Consider the following 18,857-nt stretch of genomic DNA (forward strand, 5'->3'; position numbering starts at 1 on the left):
TAACACGCATAAAATAGCTTTAGTGATGAGTAAGTTAACAATAGTTGGCGAAGGGAAGGTTTTGATCAACTCGATCTTTATTTTGGGAACGCAATTAACACTATGAGGTAAGGGCTACGATAATTGAATGCCGGTGAAGTTAAGTGGTTGGCGGCATTTTTGACAAGAGTACGTCGCCTCTTTGCGCAGCACTTTATTATGACGGTGAATCGATAGAGGGTAGGTCATACAACCACAACGATACTCAAAGGTTTTACCTTGAACGGATTTTACTTCAAAGCTGTGAGTGGTTTTGGCTGGTACGTTAAATACGGCTTCCATGACGCCTTTCCATTCTTTACCGTGAGGCCTAACTCGCCCGTAAACCTGATAAGTAATCAGGTGTGCTACTTCATGAGGAATGACTTCATCTAAGAATGCTTGGGTGTTTTCGCGAAATAAAACAGGGTTTAGGCGTACTTGATTTAATTGAAGGTAGGCTTTTCCTGCCGCTTTCCCACGGACGTCGAAGGTGATTGTTGGAATCGGGAAAGAACGTTTGAAAGCTTGTTCCGCCATCGCGATACATCCCGCCATCACTTGCTTGGCTTTATAGCTGAGTTCTATATCCACAATTCACCTCGATAAATCAAATAAAAAAGCCCCCGCATTGCGAGGGCCAGATCATAGCATCAGTTAATTATGGTGTGTGTTTTTTCTTGATGGTGGCATGGTAAGCGTGCCATGTACCGTAGCCTAGAATTGGCATGGTAAACAACATTCCGATCCCGTAGGTCGCAAAGCCGATAAGAATACCGCCACAGATGATCGCTGCCCAAACAATCATTGCTGGAATGTTGGATTTCACGGCATTAAAGCTGGTAAACACAGCGGTCATCATGTCTACGCGACGCTCCATCATGAGCGGAATAGAAAAGGCTGAAATGCTAAACACCACACAAGCCAAAACAAAGCCAACTAAAGAGCCGATGACAAGGAAGGGTAGGAACTCACTTAAAGGTGCCCCTTGAACAGAAGGGTAGAGTGCATGAAGTAGAGCGGCAATGCGCATCCAAAATATCATACACACTGCGAGTAACACGGCGAACGCCCATTGAGATGTTGAGTTACGACCGATCGCTTTCATTGAATGGAACAAGCTTGCTTTGTGTCCGCGCTCTCTCTCCCAACTGGCATCATACAAGCCCAGCGCGAGAAACGGACCGATTAACATGTAAACAATCAAACTGGGCATGACGACTAAGTGTGTGCCTTGCCACTGTACGAGCAAAACAATGCCTATCGCAGCAGCCATAAAACAGATGCCATAGAAAGCACTAATAAGCGGCATTCGCACGAAATCATGCAGACCTAATGCGAGCCAATGAAAAGGTGCAGAAAGATTGACCGTATTGCACGGTATGGTTCTGGCGTATTCGTTGTCTGGCACTTCCTTTCGTTTGTTGTGGAAGTCCGATGGATTAACAGTTCGAGGCATAACTCCTCCTTGATTTATTCCCACATTATCCGCTTATACCAACTGACAGCGGTTTTTGTTCAGTCAAACTTGAAGCGACTTTTTCAAGTTTACATCTGAGCATTGGCTTAGTTTGGTATCGGCCATAAAGATGCCTGACTCATGTCTTTACTTAAGTGTTGCTTCCACAGTCGCCAGCATCCGACGTCTCTATTTAAATTGGAGTTAACAATATTTTAACTATTGGCGGAGATGGGATAATTTACAAATAATTGCTTAAAATTTATTCGGTATAAAAATGAGGGAGAAACAGGACTGCTTTGTGGGGCAGGGCGGTATGAGCCGAAATGGCTGGATAAAAGTTGCTGAAAATAAAAAGCCCCCGCCATAGGCGAGGGCTTGATTGATTCTTGCTTGGCTTGATTATTTGATGCCAGCGAAATCGCGTAGAAGTGCAGCTTTGTCTGTCGCTTCCCACGGGAATTCTTCACGACCGAAGTGACCGTAAGCCGCTGTCTTCTTGTAGATAGGTTGAAGAAGGTTAAGCATTTCTTGTAGACCGTATGGACGTAGGTCGAAGAATTGACGAACCGCTTCAATGATGATGTCGTGAGATACTTTCTCAGTACCGAACGTTTCCACCATGATAGACGTTGGATCAGCAACACCGATTGCGTAAGAAAGTTGGATCTCACAACGGTCAGCCATGCCTGCCGCTACGATGTTTTTCGCTACGTAGCGTGCTGCGTATGCTGCACTACGGTCAACTTTTGATGGATCTTTACCAGAAAACGCACCGCCACCGTGACGAGCTGCGCCGCCGTAGGTATCTACGATGATCTTACGACCAGTTAGGCCACAGTCACCCATAGGACCACCGATTACGAAGCGACCGGTTGGGTTAATGAAGAAGTTTGTTTCTTTGTTTATCCACTCAGAAGGTAGCACTGGCTTAATGATCTCTTCCATTACCGCTTCACGCAGGTCTGAAGTTGAGATTGAGTCACAGTGTTGAGTTGAAAGAACAACCGCGTCGATACCAACGATGTTACCTTGATCGTATTGGAATGTTACCTGAGATTTTGCATCAGGACGCAACCAAGGTAGTGTGCCGTTTTTACGAACTTCTGCTTGCTTTTGAACAAGACGGTGAGAGTAAGTAATTGGCGCTGGCATTAGTACTTCAGTTTCGTTACAAGCGTAACCAAACATGATGCCTTGGTCGCCTGCACCTTGTTCTTTAGGGTCAGCTTTATCAACACCTTGGTTGATATCTGGCGACTGTTTACCGATTGTGTTTAGTACCGCACAAGAATCTGCGTCAAAGCCCATATCTGAATGTACGTAGCCGATTTCACGAACGGTTTCACGAGTTAACTCTTCGATGTCTACCCATGCTGAAGTCGTGATTTCACCACCCACCATTACCATACCGGTTTTAACGTAAGTCTCACATGCAACACGAGCCTTTGGATCTTGCTCTAGAATCGCGTCAAGAACCGCATCAGAAATCTGGTCTGCAATTTTATCTGGATGACCTTCTGATACTGACTCAGAAGTAAACAGGTGCTTAGCCATGTTAGCTCCACTATATCTGGTTTAAAACTGGGGAATGATAAACTCTCCAGCGCAAATTAATACTAATTTTTGTAGGTGTATCTACATCTAGACGTCTATTCTAAATTTGATTGCTCGAATTACAAGCTCTTTTTTGGTTTTTGTTATAACCAAACGTTTGCCTGATTTATTGATAATTTTAAGAACTTCGAACGATTTGGCGCGAAAGGTGCAATATTTGTGAGGTTTTGGACTGGAAAACGTTTGCACACCCAACAGGGCTTTGAGAGAATTATGACCTACTTTTCGTTTCGCTTAATGTACTCAGGAGCAGACATGTCGTCTCGTAAACATCTTGCCAATGCAATTCGTGCTCTAAGCATGGATGGTGTTCAACAAGCTAACTCAGGCCACCCAGGCGCACCAATGGGTATGGCTGATATCGCTGAAGTTCTTTGGCGCTCTCACCTAAACCATAACCCTTCAAACCCAGAGTGGGCCGACCGCGATCGCTTTGTGCTGTCAAACGGTCATGGGTCAATGCTTATTTACTCTCTACTGCACTTAAGCGGTTACGAGCTATCTATTGACGATCTGAAAAACTTCCGTCAATTGCACTCAAAAACCCCAGGTCACCCAGAGTACGGCTACGCGCCTGGTATCGAGACAACAACGGGTCCTCTAGGTCAAGGCATCACTAACGCTGTTGGTATGGCGATCGCAGAGAAAGCACTAGCGGCACAGTTCAACAAAGAAGGTCACGATATCGTTGACCACTTTACGTATGTGTTCATGGGTGACGGCTGTCTAATGGAAGGCATCTCGCATGAAGCATGCTCTCTTGCAGGTACTCTTGGTCTAGGCAAGCTGATTGCATTCTGGGATGACAACGGCATCTCTATCGACGGTCACGTTGAAGGTTGGTTCTCTGACGATACACCTAAGCGTTTTGAAGCGTACGGCTGGCATGTAATCCCAGCAGTCGATGGTCACGACTCAGACGCGATCAACGCAGCAATTGAAGCAGCAAAAGCGGACCCACGTCCTACGCTTATCTGTACCAAAACAATTATCGGTTTCGGTTCTCCTAACAAGTCTGGTTCGCACGACTGTCACGGTGCACCACTAGGTCACGATGAAATCCAAGCGGCTCGCGAATACCTAGGTTGGGAGTACGGCCCATTTGAGATCCCGGCAGATGTTTACGCTGAGTGGGATGCAAAAGAAGCGGGCGCCGCGAAAGAAGCAGCTTGGAATGAAAAATTCGAAGCATACGCTGCAGCTTACCCTGCTGAAGCGGCAGAGCTTAAACGTCGTCTAAACGGCGAACTTCCTGCACAATGGGAAGAAAAAGCGAACCAAATCATTGCCGATCTTCAAGCAAACCCAGCGAACATTGCATCACGTAAAGCATCGCAAAATGCACTAGAAGCGTTTGGTCAAATGCTTCCTGAGTTTATGGGTGGTTCTGCTGACCTAGCGCCTTCTAACCTGACCATGTGGTCTGGTTCTAAGTCTCTAGAAACGGAGGACTTCTCTGGCAACTACATCCACTACGGTGTACGCGAATTCGGTATGACTGCTATCATCAACGGTATCGCATTGCACGGTGGTTTCGTTCCTTACGGCGCAACATTCCTAATGTTCATGGAATACGCTCGTAACGCAATGCGTATGGCTGCGCTGATGAAAATTCAGAACATCCAAGTTTACACGCATGATTCGATCGGTCTTGGCGAAGATGGCCCAACTCACCAACCTGTTGAGCAAATGGCGTCTCTACGTGTAACTCCAAACATGAGCACATGGCGCCCATGTGACCAAGTTGAGTCTGCAGTTGCATGGAAACTAGCGATTGAACGTAAAGATGCACCAACTGCACTTATCTTCTCTCGTCAAAACCTAGCGCAACAAGAGCGTACTGCTGAACAAGTCGCAGACATCGCGAAAGGTGCTTACATCCTGAAAGATAGCGAAGGTAAGCCTGAGCTAATCCTTATCGCAACAGGTTCTGAGGTTGAGCTTGCAGTGAAAGCCGCTGAGCAACTAACTTCAGAAGGCAAGAAAGTACGCGTTGTTTCAATGCCATCAACAGACGCATTCGACAAACAAGACGCTGCTTACCGTGAATCTGTACTGCCATCAGACGTAACGGCACGTATCGCTATTGAAGCGGGCATTGCGGATTTCTGGTACAAGTACGTAGGCTTCGACGGTCGCATCATCGGTATGACAACATTCGGTGAATCTGCACCTGCTGGTCAGCTATTCGAGATGTTTGGCTTCACGACTGAAAACGTAGTGAACACAGCAAAAGAATTGCTAGCGTAATTGCAGGACCGTCTAAACAGTCGAACGTAAACGACGATTGTTAAACGCTAAAGTTAGAAAGGCCATCATTATGATGGCCTTTTTATTTTTGTCAGTTTTTCCAACCTTGTGGAATGCTTTGGTGAATGCAGTCTAAAAGTACGGATAAGCGCAGTGGTGGTCGTCCTGCTGGTGTATAGCAGTTAATGGAAATAGGCTCAGAAAGCCAACCTTCTAAGCAAGGTGTGATTCGCCCTGGGTGATGTTTCTCATAGCCGCATGCTGTCCAAGTCGGCAGCAGTCCAATACCATGACCATTCGCGATACTGTCTATTTGCATTGCTATGTTGTCGCTGTATAAGCGACTAACAAAGGGCTCTAAAAAGAACTCACCGTGTTGAGGGTGTGCTAGCATCAATCCATTTTCTTGCACTGAACCAAAATCGATCCATGGATGTGCTTCAAGTTCTTTGGGGTGCGGTATAGGCCCATGTTGTTTTAGATAATTTGGAGAGGCAAAAGGCGTATAGCGAAATACCCCCAGCACTTCTTTTCGCCAGTCTAGCTCTTTACGTTCACCGAGCCAGATGAACAAATCTGGGTCATGATGCGCCTCAGAAAAGTCACTGGTAAGTTGAACTCTAACATCGGGATTATCAGCAAGAAAACGATTGAGTACGCCGCCGAGCCAGCTTCTAACTAAGGCAGTGTGACAAACAATATGCAGTGGCCCTGAAACTTGGTTCGTTAAACCTTGAAGTGCATCATAACTCTCTTCACTTAACTCAAGAATCTGGCGGCTGTAGTGGGCAAAGATTTCTCCAGCTCTTGTCAGAACTAATCGATTACCTTGTCTGGCGGTTAGAGCCTGACCGAAGTCTTCTTCTAATTGTGCCAAGCGACGACTTAGCGTTGATTTTGGCTGATTAAGGGCTTTAGCAGCGGCTGTCAAACTTTTATGCTGATTGAGCGCATCAAAGGCTCTAATTGATGCTAAGTCGTGCATATTTCTTTTACTCCTTACTGCGTTATGTACGAGTTCCATAAATGGAAAGAACCGTTCCATAACTCTCACTATGCATCTCATTCTATTTGTGAATAATTCACTTTCGAAAATAATAATCATTATCAATTATGGAGATGTAGATGTCTACTCTTAGACTGCCAGTTATTACCGCAACTGGTATTTTAGCCTTCGTCAGTGTCCCTCATGTTTTTGCCAATGATGCAGTTTCTAAAATGGAAACAGTGGTTGTAACTGCATCAAGTTATGAGCAATCTCAAGCGGACGCGCCTGCAAGTATTAGTGTGATTTCACGTGAGGAGTTGGACTCTCGTTATTACCGCGATGTGACTGATGCACTAAAAAGTGTGCCAGGTGTCGTCGTGACAGGTGGTGGTGATACCACCGACATTAGTATCCGTGGTATGGGTTCTAAATACACTTTGATACTGGTCGACGGTAAACGTCAAAGCACGCGTGAAACTCGTCCAAATAGTGACGGTCCTGGTATCGAACAAGGTTGGTTACCTCCTCTTCAAGCGATTGAGCGAATCGAAGTTATTCGTGGCCCAATGTCGACGCTTTACGGTTCTGATGCGATTGGTGGTGTGATTAACGTCATCACACGAAAAGATGCGCTAGAGTGGACGGGTAATGTTCAACTGGGCACGGTAATACAAGAGAATAGCCGCTCAGGTGGAGAGCAGAGCGCGAATTTTTTCGTTAATGGTCCGTTGGCTGAAAATTTATCTCTCCAAGTATATGGTCAGTACACAACCAGAGAAGAAGATGACATCGAATACGGTTATGAAGATAAAGATATGCAGAGTATCTCTTCAAAGCTGACTTACCAGATTAATGAGCGCCACTCGGTGCAATTAGAAGGTGGCACCTCGGCACAAAGTCGTCGTGGTAATGTGGGCCTTTCAGTGCCGACCACTGGGTGTCGTGGTGGGTGTGAAGATTCACTGAATGAATATCGTCGTAATTACGTAACGGTAAGCCACAACGGTGATTGGGATTCGGTGGGAATTTCAGATACTTACTTACAGCGAGAAGAGAGCGAGAACAAATCTCGTGAGATGACGATCACCAACACCACGTTCAAATCGAGCTTGGTGACTGGTATTGGAAACCATACGTTGACGACGGGTGTGGACGCTACTCATGCAGAGCTTGAGGATTTCACCTCCAACAAAGCGTCATCGAAGACTGAAACATCGAATACGCAGTGGGCTGTTTTCATTGAAGATGAATGGAGAATTGCTGATCCGTTTAGCGTTACGCTTGGCGGCCGTCTAGATCATGACGAAAACTATGGCGCGCACTTTAGTCCGCGTGTCTATGGTGTATGGCGAGTTGACCCGTCTTGGACTGTGAAAGGCGGTGTGGCAACAGGTTTCCGTTCTCCGCAATTACGTGAAATTACTCCTGGTTGGGCGCAAGTCAGTGGCGGCGGTAATATCTACGGTAACCCAGACCTTGACCCTGAAACGTCGCTAAACAAAGAAATCAGTGTCTTGTATCAAGGTGACTCTGGTTTAGATGTCTCTTTGACTGCGTTCCATAATGAGTTCAAAGACAAGATCACACGTGTTGTTTGTCCAGATACCATCTGTACAGATGGACCAAACCAATGGGGTGCAGATCCAACGTACCGCATTAACGTGGACGAAGCGGTCACACAAGGTATTGAAGCGACCTTAGCATCGCCATTAACGGAAACCATTTACCTCAGCTCGAGCTACACATTTACCGACTCAGAGCAAAAAACAGGTGAATACAAAGGCATGCCGCTGCAGCAGTTACCAAAGCATCTGTTTAATGTGGATGTGACTTGGCAAACGACAACAGATCTAGAGAGCTGGGCGAAAGTCACGTACCGAGGTAAAGAAATGGATCCGGTTACTGGCCCATCAAGAAACAGTATCGTAGAGCCAGCTTATACCTTTGTGGACGCCGGTGTGACATACCAGTTAACCGACAATACTCGTATTAAAGGCGCTATCTATAACTTGCTGGACGAGGAAATCAGTTACGAAGAATACGGATATATTGAAGATGGTCGTCGCTACTGGTTAGGTTTAGACGTCGCATTTTAATTATCTATCGTTGTAATAAGGTCGAGCATAGTCTCGACCTTTTTTTAATCCTGCTTTACTTTGATTCAACAGGTGCGTTTGTCAGCCTGATCAGGTAGTATCTGTGACACGAAATTTTTGGTAGGGCGAAGGATAAATGCTAAAGGTTGCGATCAATGGATTTGGACGTATAGGTCGTAATGTTCTGCGAGCGGTGTATGAAAGCGGAAAACACCAGCAGATCAAGGTTGTGGCGGTAAACGAACTTGCACAGCCAGAGGCGATGGCACACCTACTGCAATATGACACCAGTCATGGTCGCTTTGGTAAAAAAATTTCCCATGACCAAGAACATTTGCATGTTCATCATGACAGCGGTGAATATGATTCCATTCGCATTCTCCATCTCTCCGAAATCGAATTACTTCCTTGGCGTGATTTAGAAGTTGATATCGTCTTGGATTGCACTGGCGTATTTGGTTCGCAAGCGGATGGGCAAGCGCATCTAGAAGCAGGCGCGAAGAAAGTACTGTTTTCGCACCCGGGCGCAAACGACCTAGATAATACGATTATCTATGGCGTGAACCACGAAACTCTGAAAGACGAGCACCGTGTTGTCTCCAATGGCTCTTGCACCACCAACTGTATCGTTCCCATCATTAAAGTACTAGACGAAGCCTTCGGCATAGAGTCTGGCACCATTACCACAATTCATTCGTCCATGAACGATCAACAAGTAATTGATGCGTATCATAACGACTTACGCCGTACCCGTGCTGCAAGCCAATCTATTATTCCGGTGGACACTAAGTTGCATAAGGGGATTGAAAGGATCTTCCCGAAATTTTCCAACAAATTCGAAGCAATTTCTGTTCGTGTTCCAACGGTTAACGTCACTGCAATGGATTTAAGTGTCACAATTAGTACAAATGTGAAAGTTAATGACGTAAATCAAACCATTGTTAACGCATCTCAGTGTACATTACGTAACATTGTTGACTATACTGAATCGCCACTCGTTTCCATCGACTTTAACCACGACCCCCATAGTGCGATTGTGGATGGAAGCCAGACTAGAGTGAGTAACGGGCAACTCGTAAAAATGCTCGTTTGGTGCGACAACGAATGGGGCTTTGCTAACCGGATGCTGGATACTGCCTTAGCAATGCAAGCTTCTTCGCAAGTGGAACAGTAATGACGAAGAAGTGATGGAGAATTTTTATTTCTAGCCTTGAAATAAATCCATAATATCTCCATATCTATAACCAGTTTGAAGAATTAACAGGCTTGGCAGGGTTGCCGAGTTTTCAAAAACTTTAATTATTAAATATTTGAGAGGACACATCATGTCTGTAATCAAGATGACTGACCTGGATCTTGCAGGTAAACGTGTATTTATCCGTGCTGACCTAAACGTGCCAGTAAAAGACGGTAAAGTAACTTCGGATGCACGTATCATCGCATCTCTTCCAACTATTAAGCACTGCCTAGAAGCAGGCGCTAAAGTAATGGTTACGTCTCACCTAGGTCGCCCAACTGAAGGTGAATACGCTGAAGAGTTCTCTCTACAACCAGTTGTTAACTACCTAAACGACGCACTAGATTGCGAAGTGAAGCTAGCAAAAGACTACCTAGATGGCCTAGAGCTAAATGCGGGTGAACTTGTTGTTCTTGAAAACGTTCGCTTCAACAAAGGCGAAAAGAAAAACGACGAAGAGCTATCTAAGAAATACGCAGCACTATGTGACGTATTCGTAATGGACGCATTCGGTACGGCTCACCGTGCTCAAGCATCTACTCACGGCGTTGGTATGCACGCAGACGTAGCATGTGCTGGTCCTCTACTAGCGAACGAACTAGAAGCGCTAGGCAAAGCAATGGACAAGCCAGCTCGTCCAATGGTTGCTATCGTAGGTGGTTCAAAAGTTTCTACTAAGCTAACGGTTCTTGAGTCTCTATCTAAAATCGCTGACCAACTCGTTGTTGGTGGTGGTATTGCTAACACATTCATCGCAGCTGCTGGCCACAACGTTGGTAAGTCTCTATACGAAGCAGACCTAGTTGAAACAGCTAAGAAGCTAATGGACGAGTGTGCAATTCCAGTAGCAACTGACGTTGCATGTGCGAAAGCATTCGACGAGAACGCAGAAGCTGAAATTAAGCACGTTTCTGAAGTACAAGACGACGACATGATCTTCGACCTTGGTCCAGATTCAACAGCTGAACTAGCTGAAATCCTTAAAAACGCCAAGACTATTCTATGGAATGGTCCAGTAGGCGTATTCGAATTCAAGAACTTCGAAGCAGGTACTAAAGGTATCTCTGAAGCTATCGCAGCTTCTGAAGGCTTCTCTGTTGCAGGCGGTGGTGACACGCTAGCAGCTATCGACAAGTTCGGTATCAAAGCGGATGTATCTTACATCTCTACTGGCGGCGGCGCTTTCCTTGAGTTCGTAGAAGGTAAAGTTCTTCCAGCAGTAGAAATGCTAGAAGCACGCGCTAAGTAATTAAAGCAAAGCGGGGGAGTGATTCTCCCGCTTTCTTGTTTGCTGCAACGTGTGAGGAACTCTGCTAGAATAGCCTCAGTTGTGAGCAAACGTTTGCAAGATTTTCAACTTAACAAGTTTTGTTTAAAAACGACAGATAAATAGGATTACATCCATGTCTAAGATCTTCGACTTCGTAAAACCAGGTGTTATCTCTGGCGATGACGTTCAGAAAGTATTTGAAGTTGCAAAAGAAAACAGCTTTGCACTTCCAGCAGTAAACTGTGTGGGTACTGACTCTGTAAACGCAGTACTTGAAGCAGCTGCAAAAGTTAAAGCTCCAGTTATCGTTCAGTTCTCTAACGGTGGCGCTGCTTTCTTTGCTGGTAAAGGTCTAAAACTTGAAGGTCAAGAAGCTCAAATCCTAGGTGCTGTTGCTGGTGCGAAATACGTTCACGCTGTAGCTGAAGCTTACGGTGTTCCAGTAATCCTACACACTGACCACGCAGCTAAGAAACTACTTCCTTGGATCGACGGTCTACTAGACGCTGGCGAAGAGTACTTCGCGCAAACTGGTAAGCCACTATTCTCTTCTCACATGATCGACCTTTCTGAAGAGTCTCTAGAAGAGAACATCGAAATTTCTGCTAAGTACCTAGAGCGCATGGCTAAAATGAACATGACTCTAGAAATCGAACTAGGTTGTACTGGTGGTGAAGAAGACGGCGTTGACAACTCTGATATGGATGCGTCTGAGCTATACACTTCTCCAGAAGACGTTGCATACGCATACGAGAAACTAAGCGCAATCAGCCACCGTTTCACTATCGCAGCATCTTTCGGTAACGTACACGGCGTATACAAGCCAGGTAACGTTGTACTAACTCCAACTATCCTACGTGATTCTCAAGCGCACGTTTCTGAGAAATTCGGTCTTCCAGCGAACTCTCTAAACTTCGTATTCCACGGTGGTTCAGGTTCTTCTCTAGAAGAAATCCGTGAATCTATCGGCTACGGTGTAATCAAAATGAACATCGATACTGATACACAGTGGGCTACTTGGGATGGTATCCGTAAGTTCGAAGCTGAAAACCACGATTACCTACAAGGTCAGATCGGTAACCCAACTGGTGAAGATGCACCAAACAAGAAGTACTACGATCCACGCGTATGGCTACGTGCAGGCCAAGCTTCAATGGTTACTCGTCTAGAGCAAGCATTTGCTGACCTTAACGCAGTTGACGTACTATAATCGTTACTGATTAAGTTACTTAAAAACCCGCTCTTTGAGCGGGTTTTTTTTATATCTATCATTTTCTTCCCCTCTGCTTTCTCCCGATATTTTTATGCGTTAGGTTGTATTTGCTAGTGAGATATCTCACCTTTAACGTTTTTTTTAAAGAAAACATGGGAATATCAGTCTTAAGAGTGGCGAAATCAGAGTGCATTGCGTAACCTGTAACAAGTCAGTGTCAGAAAGCTCTGATAAAGTCTTGTTTTGCATATCTTTGCGAAACTCTGACTTTGAAAAAAGTCAGAGTTGGGATATTGTGCCAAAAATCTGACACTGTTCAGTGGAGCAATAGGGATGTTGTTTTAGAAAAGAGCCTTTAAAAAAACAAGGTTCATAAATTAACGGCAATTGGATTTATATCTCTTTATTTTTGAGGATAAGAATTATGGCAGGTGAATCGGTGGGTATCGATACCACTTTAACGGATGGTCTAACTCAGGCTGAAACTTGGCTGACAAACAATTCAGATCTACTGGTTCAGTACGGTGTGAACATTATCTCTGCGGTGCTTATTCTGTTTATCGGTAATCTTATCGTTAAGGCAGTCGCTGGTAGTGTTTCTAAAGTACTAGAAAAGAAAAACATGGATAAGGCCGTCGTTGAATTTATTCACGGTCTTGTTCGTTACTTGCTATTTGTAATCGTGCTAATCGCGGCTCTTGGTCGATTAGGAGTTCAAACCGCTTCTGTTGTTGCTGTGATTGGTGCGGCAGGTCTTGCTGTTGGTCTTGCACTACAAGGTTCACTATCAAACTTTGCAGCAGGCGTACTTATTGTTGCGTTCCGTCCATTCAAATCAGGCGACTACGTAGAAATCGGTGGTGTAGCGGGTAGTGTTGAAGCAATTCAAATCTTCCAAACAGTTCTAAAAACACCAGACAACAAAATGGTTGTTGTGCCTAACTCTTCAGTTATCGGCGGTGCCATTACTAACTACTCTCGCCATGCGACACGACGTGTCGACCTAGTGATTGGTGTTTCATACAAAGCAGACCTTAAACTAACGAAGAAAGTGATTCGTGAGACGCTAGAGAAAGATCCACGTATCTTGAAAGACCCAGATATCACAATTGGTGTACTTACGTTAGCAGACTCTTCAGTTAACTTTGTGGTTCGTCCATGGGTGAAAACTGCAGATTACTGGGGCGTATACTTTGATGCAATGCAAGGTATTAAAGAAGCATTGGATGAAAATGGTATCGAGATTCCATTCCCACAAATGGATGTTCACCTGAACAAAGTCGACGCTTAATCAAAAGCAGTCGATATTCAAAAGCGAGGCCAATAGGCCTCGCTTTTTTATACTTCGTAAAGGGTGTGATGACCAGCAAGTAAGAGGCGTTTTAGATGTTTACCTGCAAATCCAAATGTGAACTCAGGTAAGCCAGGCGTATAGAGCAACTCTTGATGTTGATAGAGATTGGTATCAACAATGATAGTGATGTATTCCGGTAAGCCTATTGGGCAAACCGCGCCGGGTACGCAACCTAACACTTCGACCATTTCATCGTCATTACAAATAGAGGGACGTTTACCTGTAATCGCTTTAATCTGCTTGGCATCGAGGCGCGAGTCCTTATCTGTCAGATAAACTGCGTAACCTTGTCCTTTGAGTGTTAAAAAGAGGCTTTTGGTATGCGTACCCGTCCAACCAAGCTCTCTCGCAATGCGTATATCTGTCTCAAAGTCTAAGATGGCTTCGTGCTGCCATTCCCGAAAAGGAATAGAGAGCGCGTTGAATCGCTCTCTATTGTTGTTATAAATACGTTTTAGTGACTCCATGTCTCTGCTGCCTTACTACCTTATGATTACCAATACTTATCAATAAGCTCACTCGCTAAGATATACGCTATTGTGAACATCATCATTGCGATTGCAATGTCGATGGTTTTTTTCACTTTTGGTTTAGAGAGTGTTGGACCTAGTTTGGCGGCTCCTATCGATAAAGTGTAGAACCAAACAAAGGAAGCCATAATCGTACCTAGTGCAAAAGCAATGCGATCATGGCCTTCAAATTGTCCACCGATCGAACCTAGAATAACGACTGTATCTAAATATAAGTGCGGATTAAGCACAGTGACGGCTAACGCACCTAGAATAACCGTTCGACGACCTCGAGCTACGATCTCCCCTTTTGATTCCGATTCACTCTCTGGCTTAAAAGCACTTTTTAGTGAGAGCAGTCCATAGAAGCTCAAGAAAGCAATACCACCAAGTGTCACCGACGTCAGTAAGATTTCATTTTGAGACAGAATTGCACCACAACCAAAAATACCTAGAGAGATGAAAATCATATCTAGCACGCTACAAATAGTGGCGGTTGTTAGGTGGTGGTTACGCTTTATGCCTTGATTCAAAACATACGCATTTTGCGCGCCGATCGGAATGATCATTGATGCTCCTAAACCAAAACCTTGCAATAGAACCCACAAGCTCACACTTCACCTCACTTCAAAATAACAAATACATTTACAGAAAAGGGAAAGATAAAGCGTTTATCTAAATAAGTATAATTAATGATTTTAATCTTACATTAGATAGACTAATTTAACGGGAGGCGTTTGATCAAGAGTGAGAGGAAAGGTATGCGAGGGTTAGATTACAAATGGATTGAGGCATTAGACGCTATAGTTTATCAGGGTAGCTTTGAGCGTGCTGCCGAGCATTTATTTGTTTCTCAATCCGCCATTTCTCAACGTATCAAGCAGTTAGAGAAGTTTCTCGCGCAGCCTGTTTTAATTCGAAGCCAGCCACCTAAGCCAACGCTAATTGGTAAAAAATTGTTGGGTCTTTATCGGCGAGTACGCTTGCTAGAGCATGAAATTCTCCCCGAATTAAAAAATGATACCAGTACGCGACCTGTGCAACTCTCTTTAGCGACTAATGCAGATAGCCTTGCAACATGGCTACTGCCAGCGCTGCAAAATGTTATGAAGCAGCGTCAAGTTGAACTAAAACTGACTATCTATGGTGAATACCGCTCTATTGAAAAACTCAAAAGTGGCGAAGTGACAGGAGCGATCAGCTTGGAGTCCCAGCCAATCCCCGGATGCAGAGCAGACTATTTAGGTCGCATCGATTATGTTTGTGTCGCGAGCCCAGAGTTCTATCAGCGTTATTTTTCTAAAGGCGTAAATAATCAGACATTGGCAAAAGCACCGGCCGTTTCATATGACCAATATGATGATCTACATAAAACATTTCTTACCGAGCATTTTAACGTCAATCCTGACAGCGTTATTCATCACAACATCAGTAGTTCTGAAGCGTTTCTAAAAGTGGCGTTAGCTGGTGTTGCTTATTGCTTGATCCCCCGCTTGCAAATTACCGACGAATTAGACAGAGGTGTGTTGGTTGATGTGACTCCAGGTTTTTTAATGTCCCATCGGATTTATTGGCACCACTGGCAGTTAGAAACTGGGGTATTACAAGAAATCTCACACGCGATAGTGGGGTATGCGCAGCAGCATCTACCTCAATAAGTTTGTCAGAGCTGCATATCGTTAACTTAAGTGTGTTTTGTTTAAAAATTACGCCAATGTTACATAGTCAAAGTTGTGTTAGAAGTCACTATGGGTGCTTGGATAATCGGCGGAAGTTTCTATTATGAAACCACACGCTTTCTCAGCCATGATAGTGATGTTGGAATCTGAGATTAAGTACTTAATTTTGTATGGATGGATTTATTGAATGAAATTGTATTCATTTTTGCTGGCTTCAGCACTCAGCCTTACCAGTGCTTCAGTTTTGGCGAATACGCCAGAGTTTGCTCATGTTACGACAACGGGGTATGGCGAAGTGACGGCCACACCTGATATGGCTACGTTTTCTGTAAAAGTAGTCGATACGACAATGACGGCCGAACAAGCGAAATTGTCCGTAGATAAAACCGTTGAAGAGTTTCTAAAAAGCTTATCGGATGCCGGCTTGTCAAAAGACAATATTACTAGCTCGAATTTATACCTTGCTCCTCAGTACCATTACCCTAAATCAGGAAAAGCAGAACTTGTTGGGTATCGAGCATCTCGCAGTATTGATGTCACGGTGACGGATCTGAAAAACCTTAACCAATACCTAGATATGGCGTTAGAAGCGGGAATTAATCAGGTTGATAATATTCAACTTAAGGTAAGCAACCAAGCCGAGTATCAGCAAAAGGCACGAATGGCTGCGATTAAGGACGCAAGAGAAAAAGCAGGGTCATTAGCGACTGGTTTTGAGAAAAAGTTGGGCGATGTATGGCAGATCAATTACAGACAGATGCACGTTCAGCCTGTGTTAATGCGTTCAATGGCGATGGATAGTAAAGAAGGAGCGAATAGCTACCAAGATTCAACCATGATCATTCGCGATCAAGTCGATGTCATTTATAAGCTAAAGTAAGGCTTAGCAAACAGTAAAAAGCAAAAGGCAGGGAGTTACAACCCCTGCCTTTGTCATTTCTATTTCACAGTTTAATGCAGGATACGAGCACGGATTGTGCCTTCAATGTTTTTGAGCTTTGTTAGAGCTTCTTCTGCTCGTTCAGTTTCAACGTCGATCACTACGTAGCCTATTTCAGCGGCTGTTTGTAGGTACTGCGCGGCAATGTTAATGCCTTCTTCAGCAAAGATGGTGTTGATCTGAGTTAGAATACCAGGACGGTTCTTATGGATATGAAGCAGACGAGAGCACTCACCACTGTGTTCTGGCAATGACACTTCAGGGAAGTTTACGCTTGAAAGTGTCGAGCCGTTATCAGAGTACTTAGCCAGTTTGCCCGCCACTTCTAAGCCGATATTCTCTTGTGCTTCTTGCGTTGAACCACCAACGTGTGGAGTGAGAATGACGTTATCGAATTTTTGTAAAGGAGACTCGAACGGGTCAGCATTTGTTTTTGGTTCAGTTGGGAATACATCAATTGCAGCGCCGGCAAGGTGACCAGCTTCTAAGCTATGGCAAAGTGCAGGAATATCCACAACGGTGCCACGTGCCGCGTTGATAAAGATGGAACCTGGTTTCATTCGAGCAAATTCAGCTTCACCCATCATGTTTTTCGTTTCCGGTGTTTCGGGAACGTGCAAAGAAATCACATCACATTTGTTCAATAGTTCACTCATGGTATGTACTTGCGTCGCATTACCAAGGGACAGTTTGTTCTCAATATCGTAGTAGTAAACGCGCATACCTAAGTTTTCGGCAATAATACCAAGCTGCGTACCAATGTGACCGTATCCGATAATGCCAAGGCACTTACCACGAGCTTCGTAAGAGTTGTCTGCACTTTTCTTCCAAATACCGCGATGTGCAAGAGCATTCTTTTCAGGAATACCACGCACTAGTAAAAGGATTTGCCCAAGTACAAGCTCTGCCACGCTTCGAGTGTTAGAGAATGGTGCATTAAAGACAGGAATACCGCGTTTTGCTGCTGCGTCTAGGTTTACTTGGTTAGTGCCAATACAAAAACAGCCAATTGCAACCAGCTTGTTCGCCGCATTGATTACCTCTTCGGATAGGTTCGTACGGGAGCGGATACCAATGAAGTGCACGTCTTTTACTGCTTCAATTAGTTCTTCTTCCGGAAGGGAACCTTTATGGTATTCAATGTTGGTATAACCAGCTGCTTGAAGAACTTCAACTGAAGAAGGGTGGAGTCCCTCTAACAAGAGGATCTTAATCTTTTCTTTTTCCAGTGAAACTTTGGCCATTTTTTCTCGTCCTTAAATGGAAAGGTGGGCTAATGTGGCGCACATTGGGCAAAACTATTAAAAAGGGGATAATTAACAGTTTTGTAGGAAGACAAACGTTTCCCTGTGCGTCTTCTGTTCAATAAAGTAACAAAAAAAAATTGCTTTGGGTAAGAAAATTACGGAATAAGAGATAATTTTCTTATAGAAAGGAATAAAAAACGGTGCCTTTCAGCACCGTATGTAATGAAATAACAGAAAAGTGAACCAGATAGGTTCATTTTTGGCTGTTATTTACTCTTCAATTTTTGCACCTTCTGGTGTGCCAGTGATCACTACGTCTGCACCACGATGAGCGAAAAGACCCACAGTCACCACACCAGCGATGCCGTTTATTTTGTCTTCCATTTCTTTCGGGTTGGTAATTTGCATATTGTGCACATCCAGAATCACGTTGCCGTTGTCAGTCACAACGCCTTCACGGTAAGCTGGATCACCACCTAGTTTTACCAATTCACGAGCCACGTAAGAGCGTGCCATTGGGATTACTTCAACAGGCAATGGGAACTGGCCAAGTACGTCAACTGCTTTAGTGCCGTCAACGATACATACGAACTTATCAGAGATTGCTGCGACAATTTTCTCACGAGTCAGAGCCGCGCCGCCGCCTTTGATCATTTCACGTGCTGGGTTGATCTCATCTGCGCCATCAACATACACATCCAGCTTCATTACATCGTTGCACTCGTATACTTCAATACCAAGCTCTTTAAGGCGCTCAGTTGAAGCGACAGAGCTAGACACTGCACCTTTAATATCATCTTTGATAGTGCCTAGTGCATCGATGAAGTGATTCACGGTAGAGCCAGTACCAACACCGACAATGCTGCCTTTCTCAACATATTTTAGTGCTGCCCAACCAGCCGCTTTTTTCATTTCATCTTGAGTCATGCCAATCTCCTGAATAGATGTTCGTTAACGTTTGCGGGCGTGATTATAGCGGC

16 protein-coding genes are annotated in these 18,857 nt (G+C 44.5%); 8 read left to right on the forward strand and 8 right to left on the reverse strand.

Annotated elements, in window-relative coordinates; genetic code table 11:
• Positions 1-114: 114 nt before the first annotated feature.
• From R7H07_RS06225 to metK, 3 genes are all read right to left on the reverse strand, one after another.
• Positions 115-612 carry a SprT family zinc-dependent metalloprotease gene (locus tag R7H07_RS06225; protein WP_054577166.1) on the reverse strand — a complete coding sequence of 166 codons (498 nt, stop codon included), beginning with the start codon at positions 610-612 and terminating at the stop codon, positions 115-117.
• Between the two features lie 67 nt (positions 613-679).
• Positions 680-1,477, reverse strand: coding sequence for a DUF2189 domain-containing protein (locus tag R7H07_RS06230; RefSeq protein WP_005381026.1), 798 nt, complete (start codon positions 1,475-1,477; stop codon positions 680-682).
• A 402-nt stretch (positions 1,478-1,879) separates the two neighbouring features.
• On the reverse strand, positions 1,880-3,034 hold the full coding sequence (gene metK, locus R7H07_RS06235) for a methionine adenosyltransferase (protein ID WP_005381027.1): 1,155 nt from the start codon (positions 3,032-3,034) through the stop codon (positions 1,880-1,882).
• A 315-nt stretch (positions 3,035-3,349) separates the two neighbouring features.
• Between metK and tkt the strand changes: the two genes are divergently transcribed.
• Positions 3,350-5,344 carry a transketolase gene (gene tkt, locus R7H07_RS06240; RefSeq protein WP_005381028.1) on the forward strand — a complete coding sequence of 665 codons (1,995 nt, stop codon included), beginning with the start codon at positions 3,350-3,352 and terminating at the stop codon, positions 5,342-5,344.
• A 91-nt stretch (positions 5,345-5,435) separates the two neighbouring features.
• Here tkt and R7H07_RS06245 read toward each other — a convergent pair whose 3' ends face one another.
• Positions 5,436-6,329 carry a LysR family transcriptional regulator gene (locus R7H07_RS06245; RefSeq protein WP_054701881.1) on the reverse strand — a complete coding sequence of 298 codons (894 nt, stop codon included), beginning with the start codon at positions 6,327-6,329 and terminating at the stop codon, positions 5,436-5,438.
• Between the two features lie 140 nt (positions 6,330-6,469).
• On the opposite strand from R7H07_RS06245, the gene R7H07_RS06250 reads away from it, so the two are divergent.
• The 5 genes from R7H07_RS06250 to mscS all read left to right on the forward strand — a co-directional run bounded on the left by R7H07_RS06250 (position 6,470) and on the right by mscS (position 13,439).
• Positions 6,470-8,428, forward strand: coding sequence for a ligand-gated channel protein (locus R7H07_RS06250; RefSeq protein ID WP_017633560.1), 1,959 nt, complete (start codon positions 6,470-6,472; stop codon positions 8,426-8,428).
• 136 nt (positions 8,429-8,564) lie between these two features.
• Positions 8,565-9,602: an erythrose-4-phosphate dehydrogenase gene (epd, locus tag R7H07_RS06255; protein ID WP_017633559.1), complete on the forward strand. Its 1,038-nt coding sequence runs from the start codon at positions 8,565-8,567 to the stop codon at positions 9,600-9,602.
• 151 nt (positions 9,603-9,753) lie between these two features.
• Positions 9,754-10,914: a phosphoglycerate kinase gene (locus R7H07_RS06260; RefSeq protein ID WP_005384547.1), complete on the forward strand. Its 1,161-nt coding sequence runs from the start codon at positions 9,754-9,756 to the stop codon at positions 10,912-10,914.
• A 154-nt stretch (positions 10,915-11,068) separates the two neighbouring features.
• The gene (fbaA, locus tag R7H07_RS06265) at positions 11,069-12,145 is read left to right on the forward strand and encodes a class II fructose-bisphosphate aldolase (RefSeq protein WP_005380996.1); all 1,077 of its coding nucleotides are present in this window, start codon (positions 11,069-11,071) and stop codon (positions 12,143-12,145) included.
• Positions 12,146-12,572: 427 nt separating this feature from the next.
• Complete coding sequence (gene mscS, locus R7H07_RS06270) at positions 12,573-13,439, forward strand: small-conductance mechanosensitive channel MscS (RefSeq protein ID WP_005384548.1); 867 nt, start codon at positions 12,573-12,575, stop codon at positions 13,437-13,439.
• Between the two features lie 47 nt (positions 13,440-13,486).
• Here mscS and R7H07_RS06275 read toward each other — a convergent pair whose 3' ends face one another.
• Positions 13,487-13,969 carry a YbaK/EbsC family protein gene (locus R7H07_RS06275; RefSeq protein ID WP_017633558.1) on the reverse strand — a complete coding sequence of 161 codons (483 nt, stop codon included), beginning with the start codon at positions 13,967-13,969 and terminating at the stop codon, positions 13,487-13,489.
• 26 nt (positions 13,970-13,995) lie between these two features.
• The gene (locus tag R7H07_RS06280; protein WP_170897434.1) at positions 13,996-14,625 is read right to left on the reverse strand and encodes a LysE/ArgO family amino acid transporter; all 630 of its coding nucleotides are present in this window, start codon (positions 14,623-14,625) and stop codon (positions 13,996-13,998) included.
• Between the two features lie 147 nt (positions 14,626-14,772).
• Between R7H07_RS06280 and R7H07_RS06285 the strand changes: the two genes are divergently transcribed.
• Together R7H07_RS06285 and R7H07_RS06290 are read left to right on the forward strand one after the other, a co-directional pair.
• Entirely contained in the window at positions 14,773-15,669 is an 897-nt protein-coding gene (locus tag R7H07_RS06285) for a LysR family transcriptional regulator ArgP (RefSeq protein ID WP_025768836.1), read from the forward strand.
• Between the two features lie 208 nt (positions 15,670-15,877).
• On the forward strand, positions 15,878-16,570 hold the full coding sequence (locus R7H07_RS06290; protein WP_005384550.1) for an oxidative stress defense protein: 693 nt from the start codon (positions 15,878-15,880) through the stop codon (positions 16,568-16,570).
• Between the two features lie 71 nt (positions 16,571-16,641).
• On the opposite strand, the gene serA is transcribed toward R7H07_RS06290, so the two are convergent.
• Entirely contained in the window at positions 16,642-17,874 is a 1,233-nt protein-coding gene (gene serA / locus R7H07_RS06295; protein WP_017821632.1) for a phosphoglycerate dehydrogenase, read from the reverse strand.
• Between the two features lie 273 nt (positions 17,875-18,147).
• Positions 18,148-18,804, reverse strand: coding sequence for a ribose-5-phosphate isomerase RpiA (rpiA, locus tag R7H07_RS06300; protein ID WP_005380982.1), 657 nt, complete (start codon positions 18,802-18,804; stop codon positions 18,148-18,150).
• Between the last annotated feature and the right edge of the window lie 53 nt (positions 18,805-18,857).

Origin of the sequence: Vibrio sp. Vb1127, from assembly GCF_033338735.1 — a bacterium.
GTDB classification, from domain to species: domain Bacteria; phylum Pseudomonadota; class Gammaproteobacteria; order Enterobacterales; family Vibrionaceae; genus Vibrio; species Vibrio alginolyticus.

Coding starts and splice junctions, on each gene's coding strand:
- R7H07_RS06230 (WP_005381026.1), bottom strand. CDS start 1,477: ATGCCTCGAACTGTTAATCCATCGGACTTCCACAACAAACGAAAGGAA.
- metK (WP_005381027.1), bottom strand. CDS start 3,034: ATGGCTAAGCACCTGTTTACTTCTGAGTCAGTATCAGAAGGTCATCCA.
- tkt (WP_005381028.1), top strand. CDS start 3,350: ATGTCGTCTCGTAAACATCTTGCCAATGCAATTCGTGCTCTAAGCATG.
- R7H07_RS06245 (WP_054701881.1), bottom strand. CDS start 6,329: ATGCACGACTTAGCATCAATTAGAGCCTTTGATGCGCTCAATCAGCAT.
- R7H07_RS06250 (WP_017633560.1), top strand. CDS start 6,470: ATGTCTACTCTTAGACTGCCAGTTATTACCGCAACTGGTATTTTAGCC.
- epd (WP_017633559.1), top strand. CDS start 8,565: ATGCTAAAGGTTGCGATCAATGGATTTGGACGTATAGGTCGTAATGTT.
- R7H07_RS06260 (WP_005384547.1), top strand. CDS start 9,754: ATGTCTGTAATCAAGATGACTGACCTGGATCTTGCAGGTAAACGTGTA.
- fbaA (WP_005380996.1), top strand. CDS start 11,069: ATGTCTAAGATCTTCGACTTCGTAAAACCAGGTGTTATCTCTGGCGAT.
- mscS (WP_005384548.1), top strand. CDS start 12,573: ATGGCAGGTGAATCGGTGGGTATCGATACCACTTTAACGGATGGTCTA.
- R7H07_RS06275 (WP_017633558.1), bottom strand. CDS start 13,969: ATGGAGTCACTAAAACGTATTTATAACAACAATAGAGAGCGATTCAAC.
- R7H07_RS06285 (WP_025768836.1), top strand. CDS start 14,773: ATGCGAGGGTTAGATTACAAATGGATTGAGGCATTAGACGCTATAGTT.
- R7H07_RS06290 (WP_005384550.1), top strand. CDS start 15,878: ATGAAATTGTATTCATTTTTGCTGGCTTCAGCACTCAGCCTTACCAGT.
- serA (WP_017821632.1), bottom strand. CDS start 17,874: ATGGCCAAAGTTTCACTGGAAAAAGAAAAGATTAAGATCCTCTTGTTA.
- rpiA (WP_005380982.1), bottom strand. CDS start 18,804: ATGACTCAAGATGAAATGAAAAAAGCGGCTGGTTGGGCAGCACTAAAA.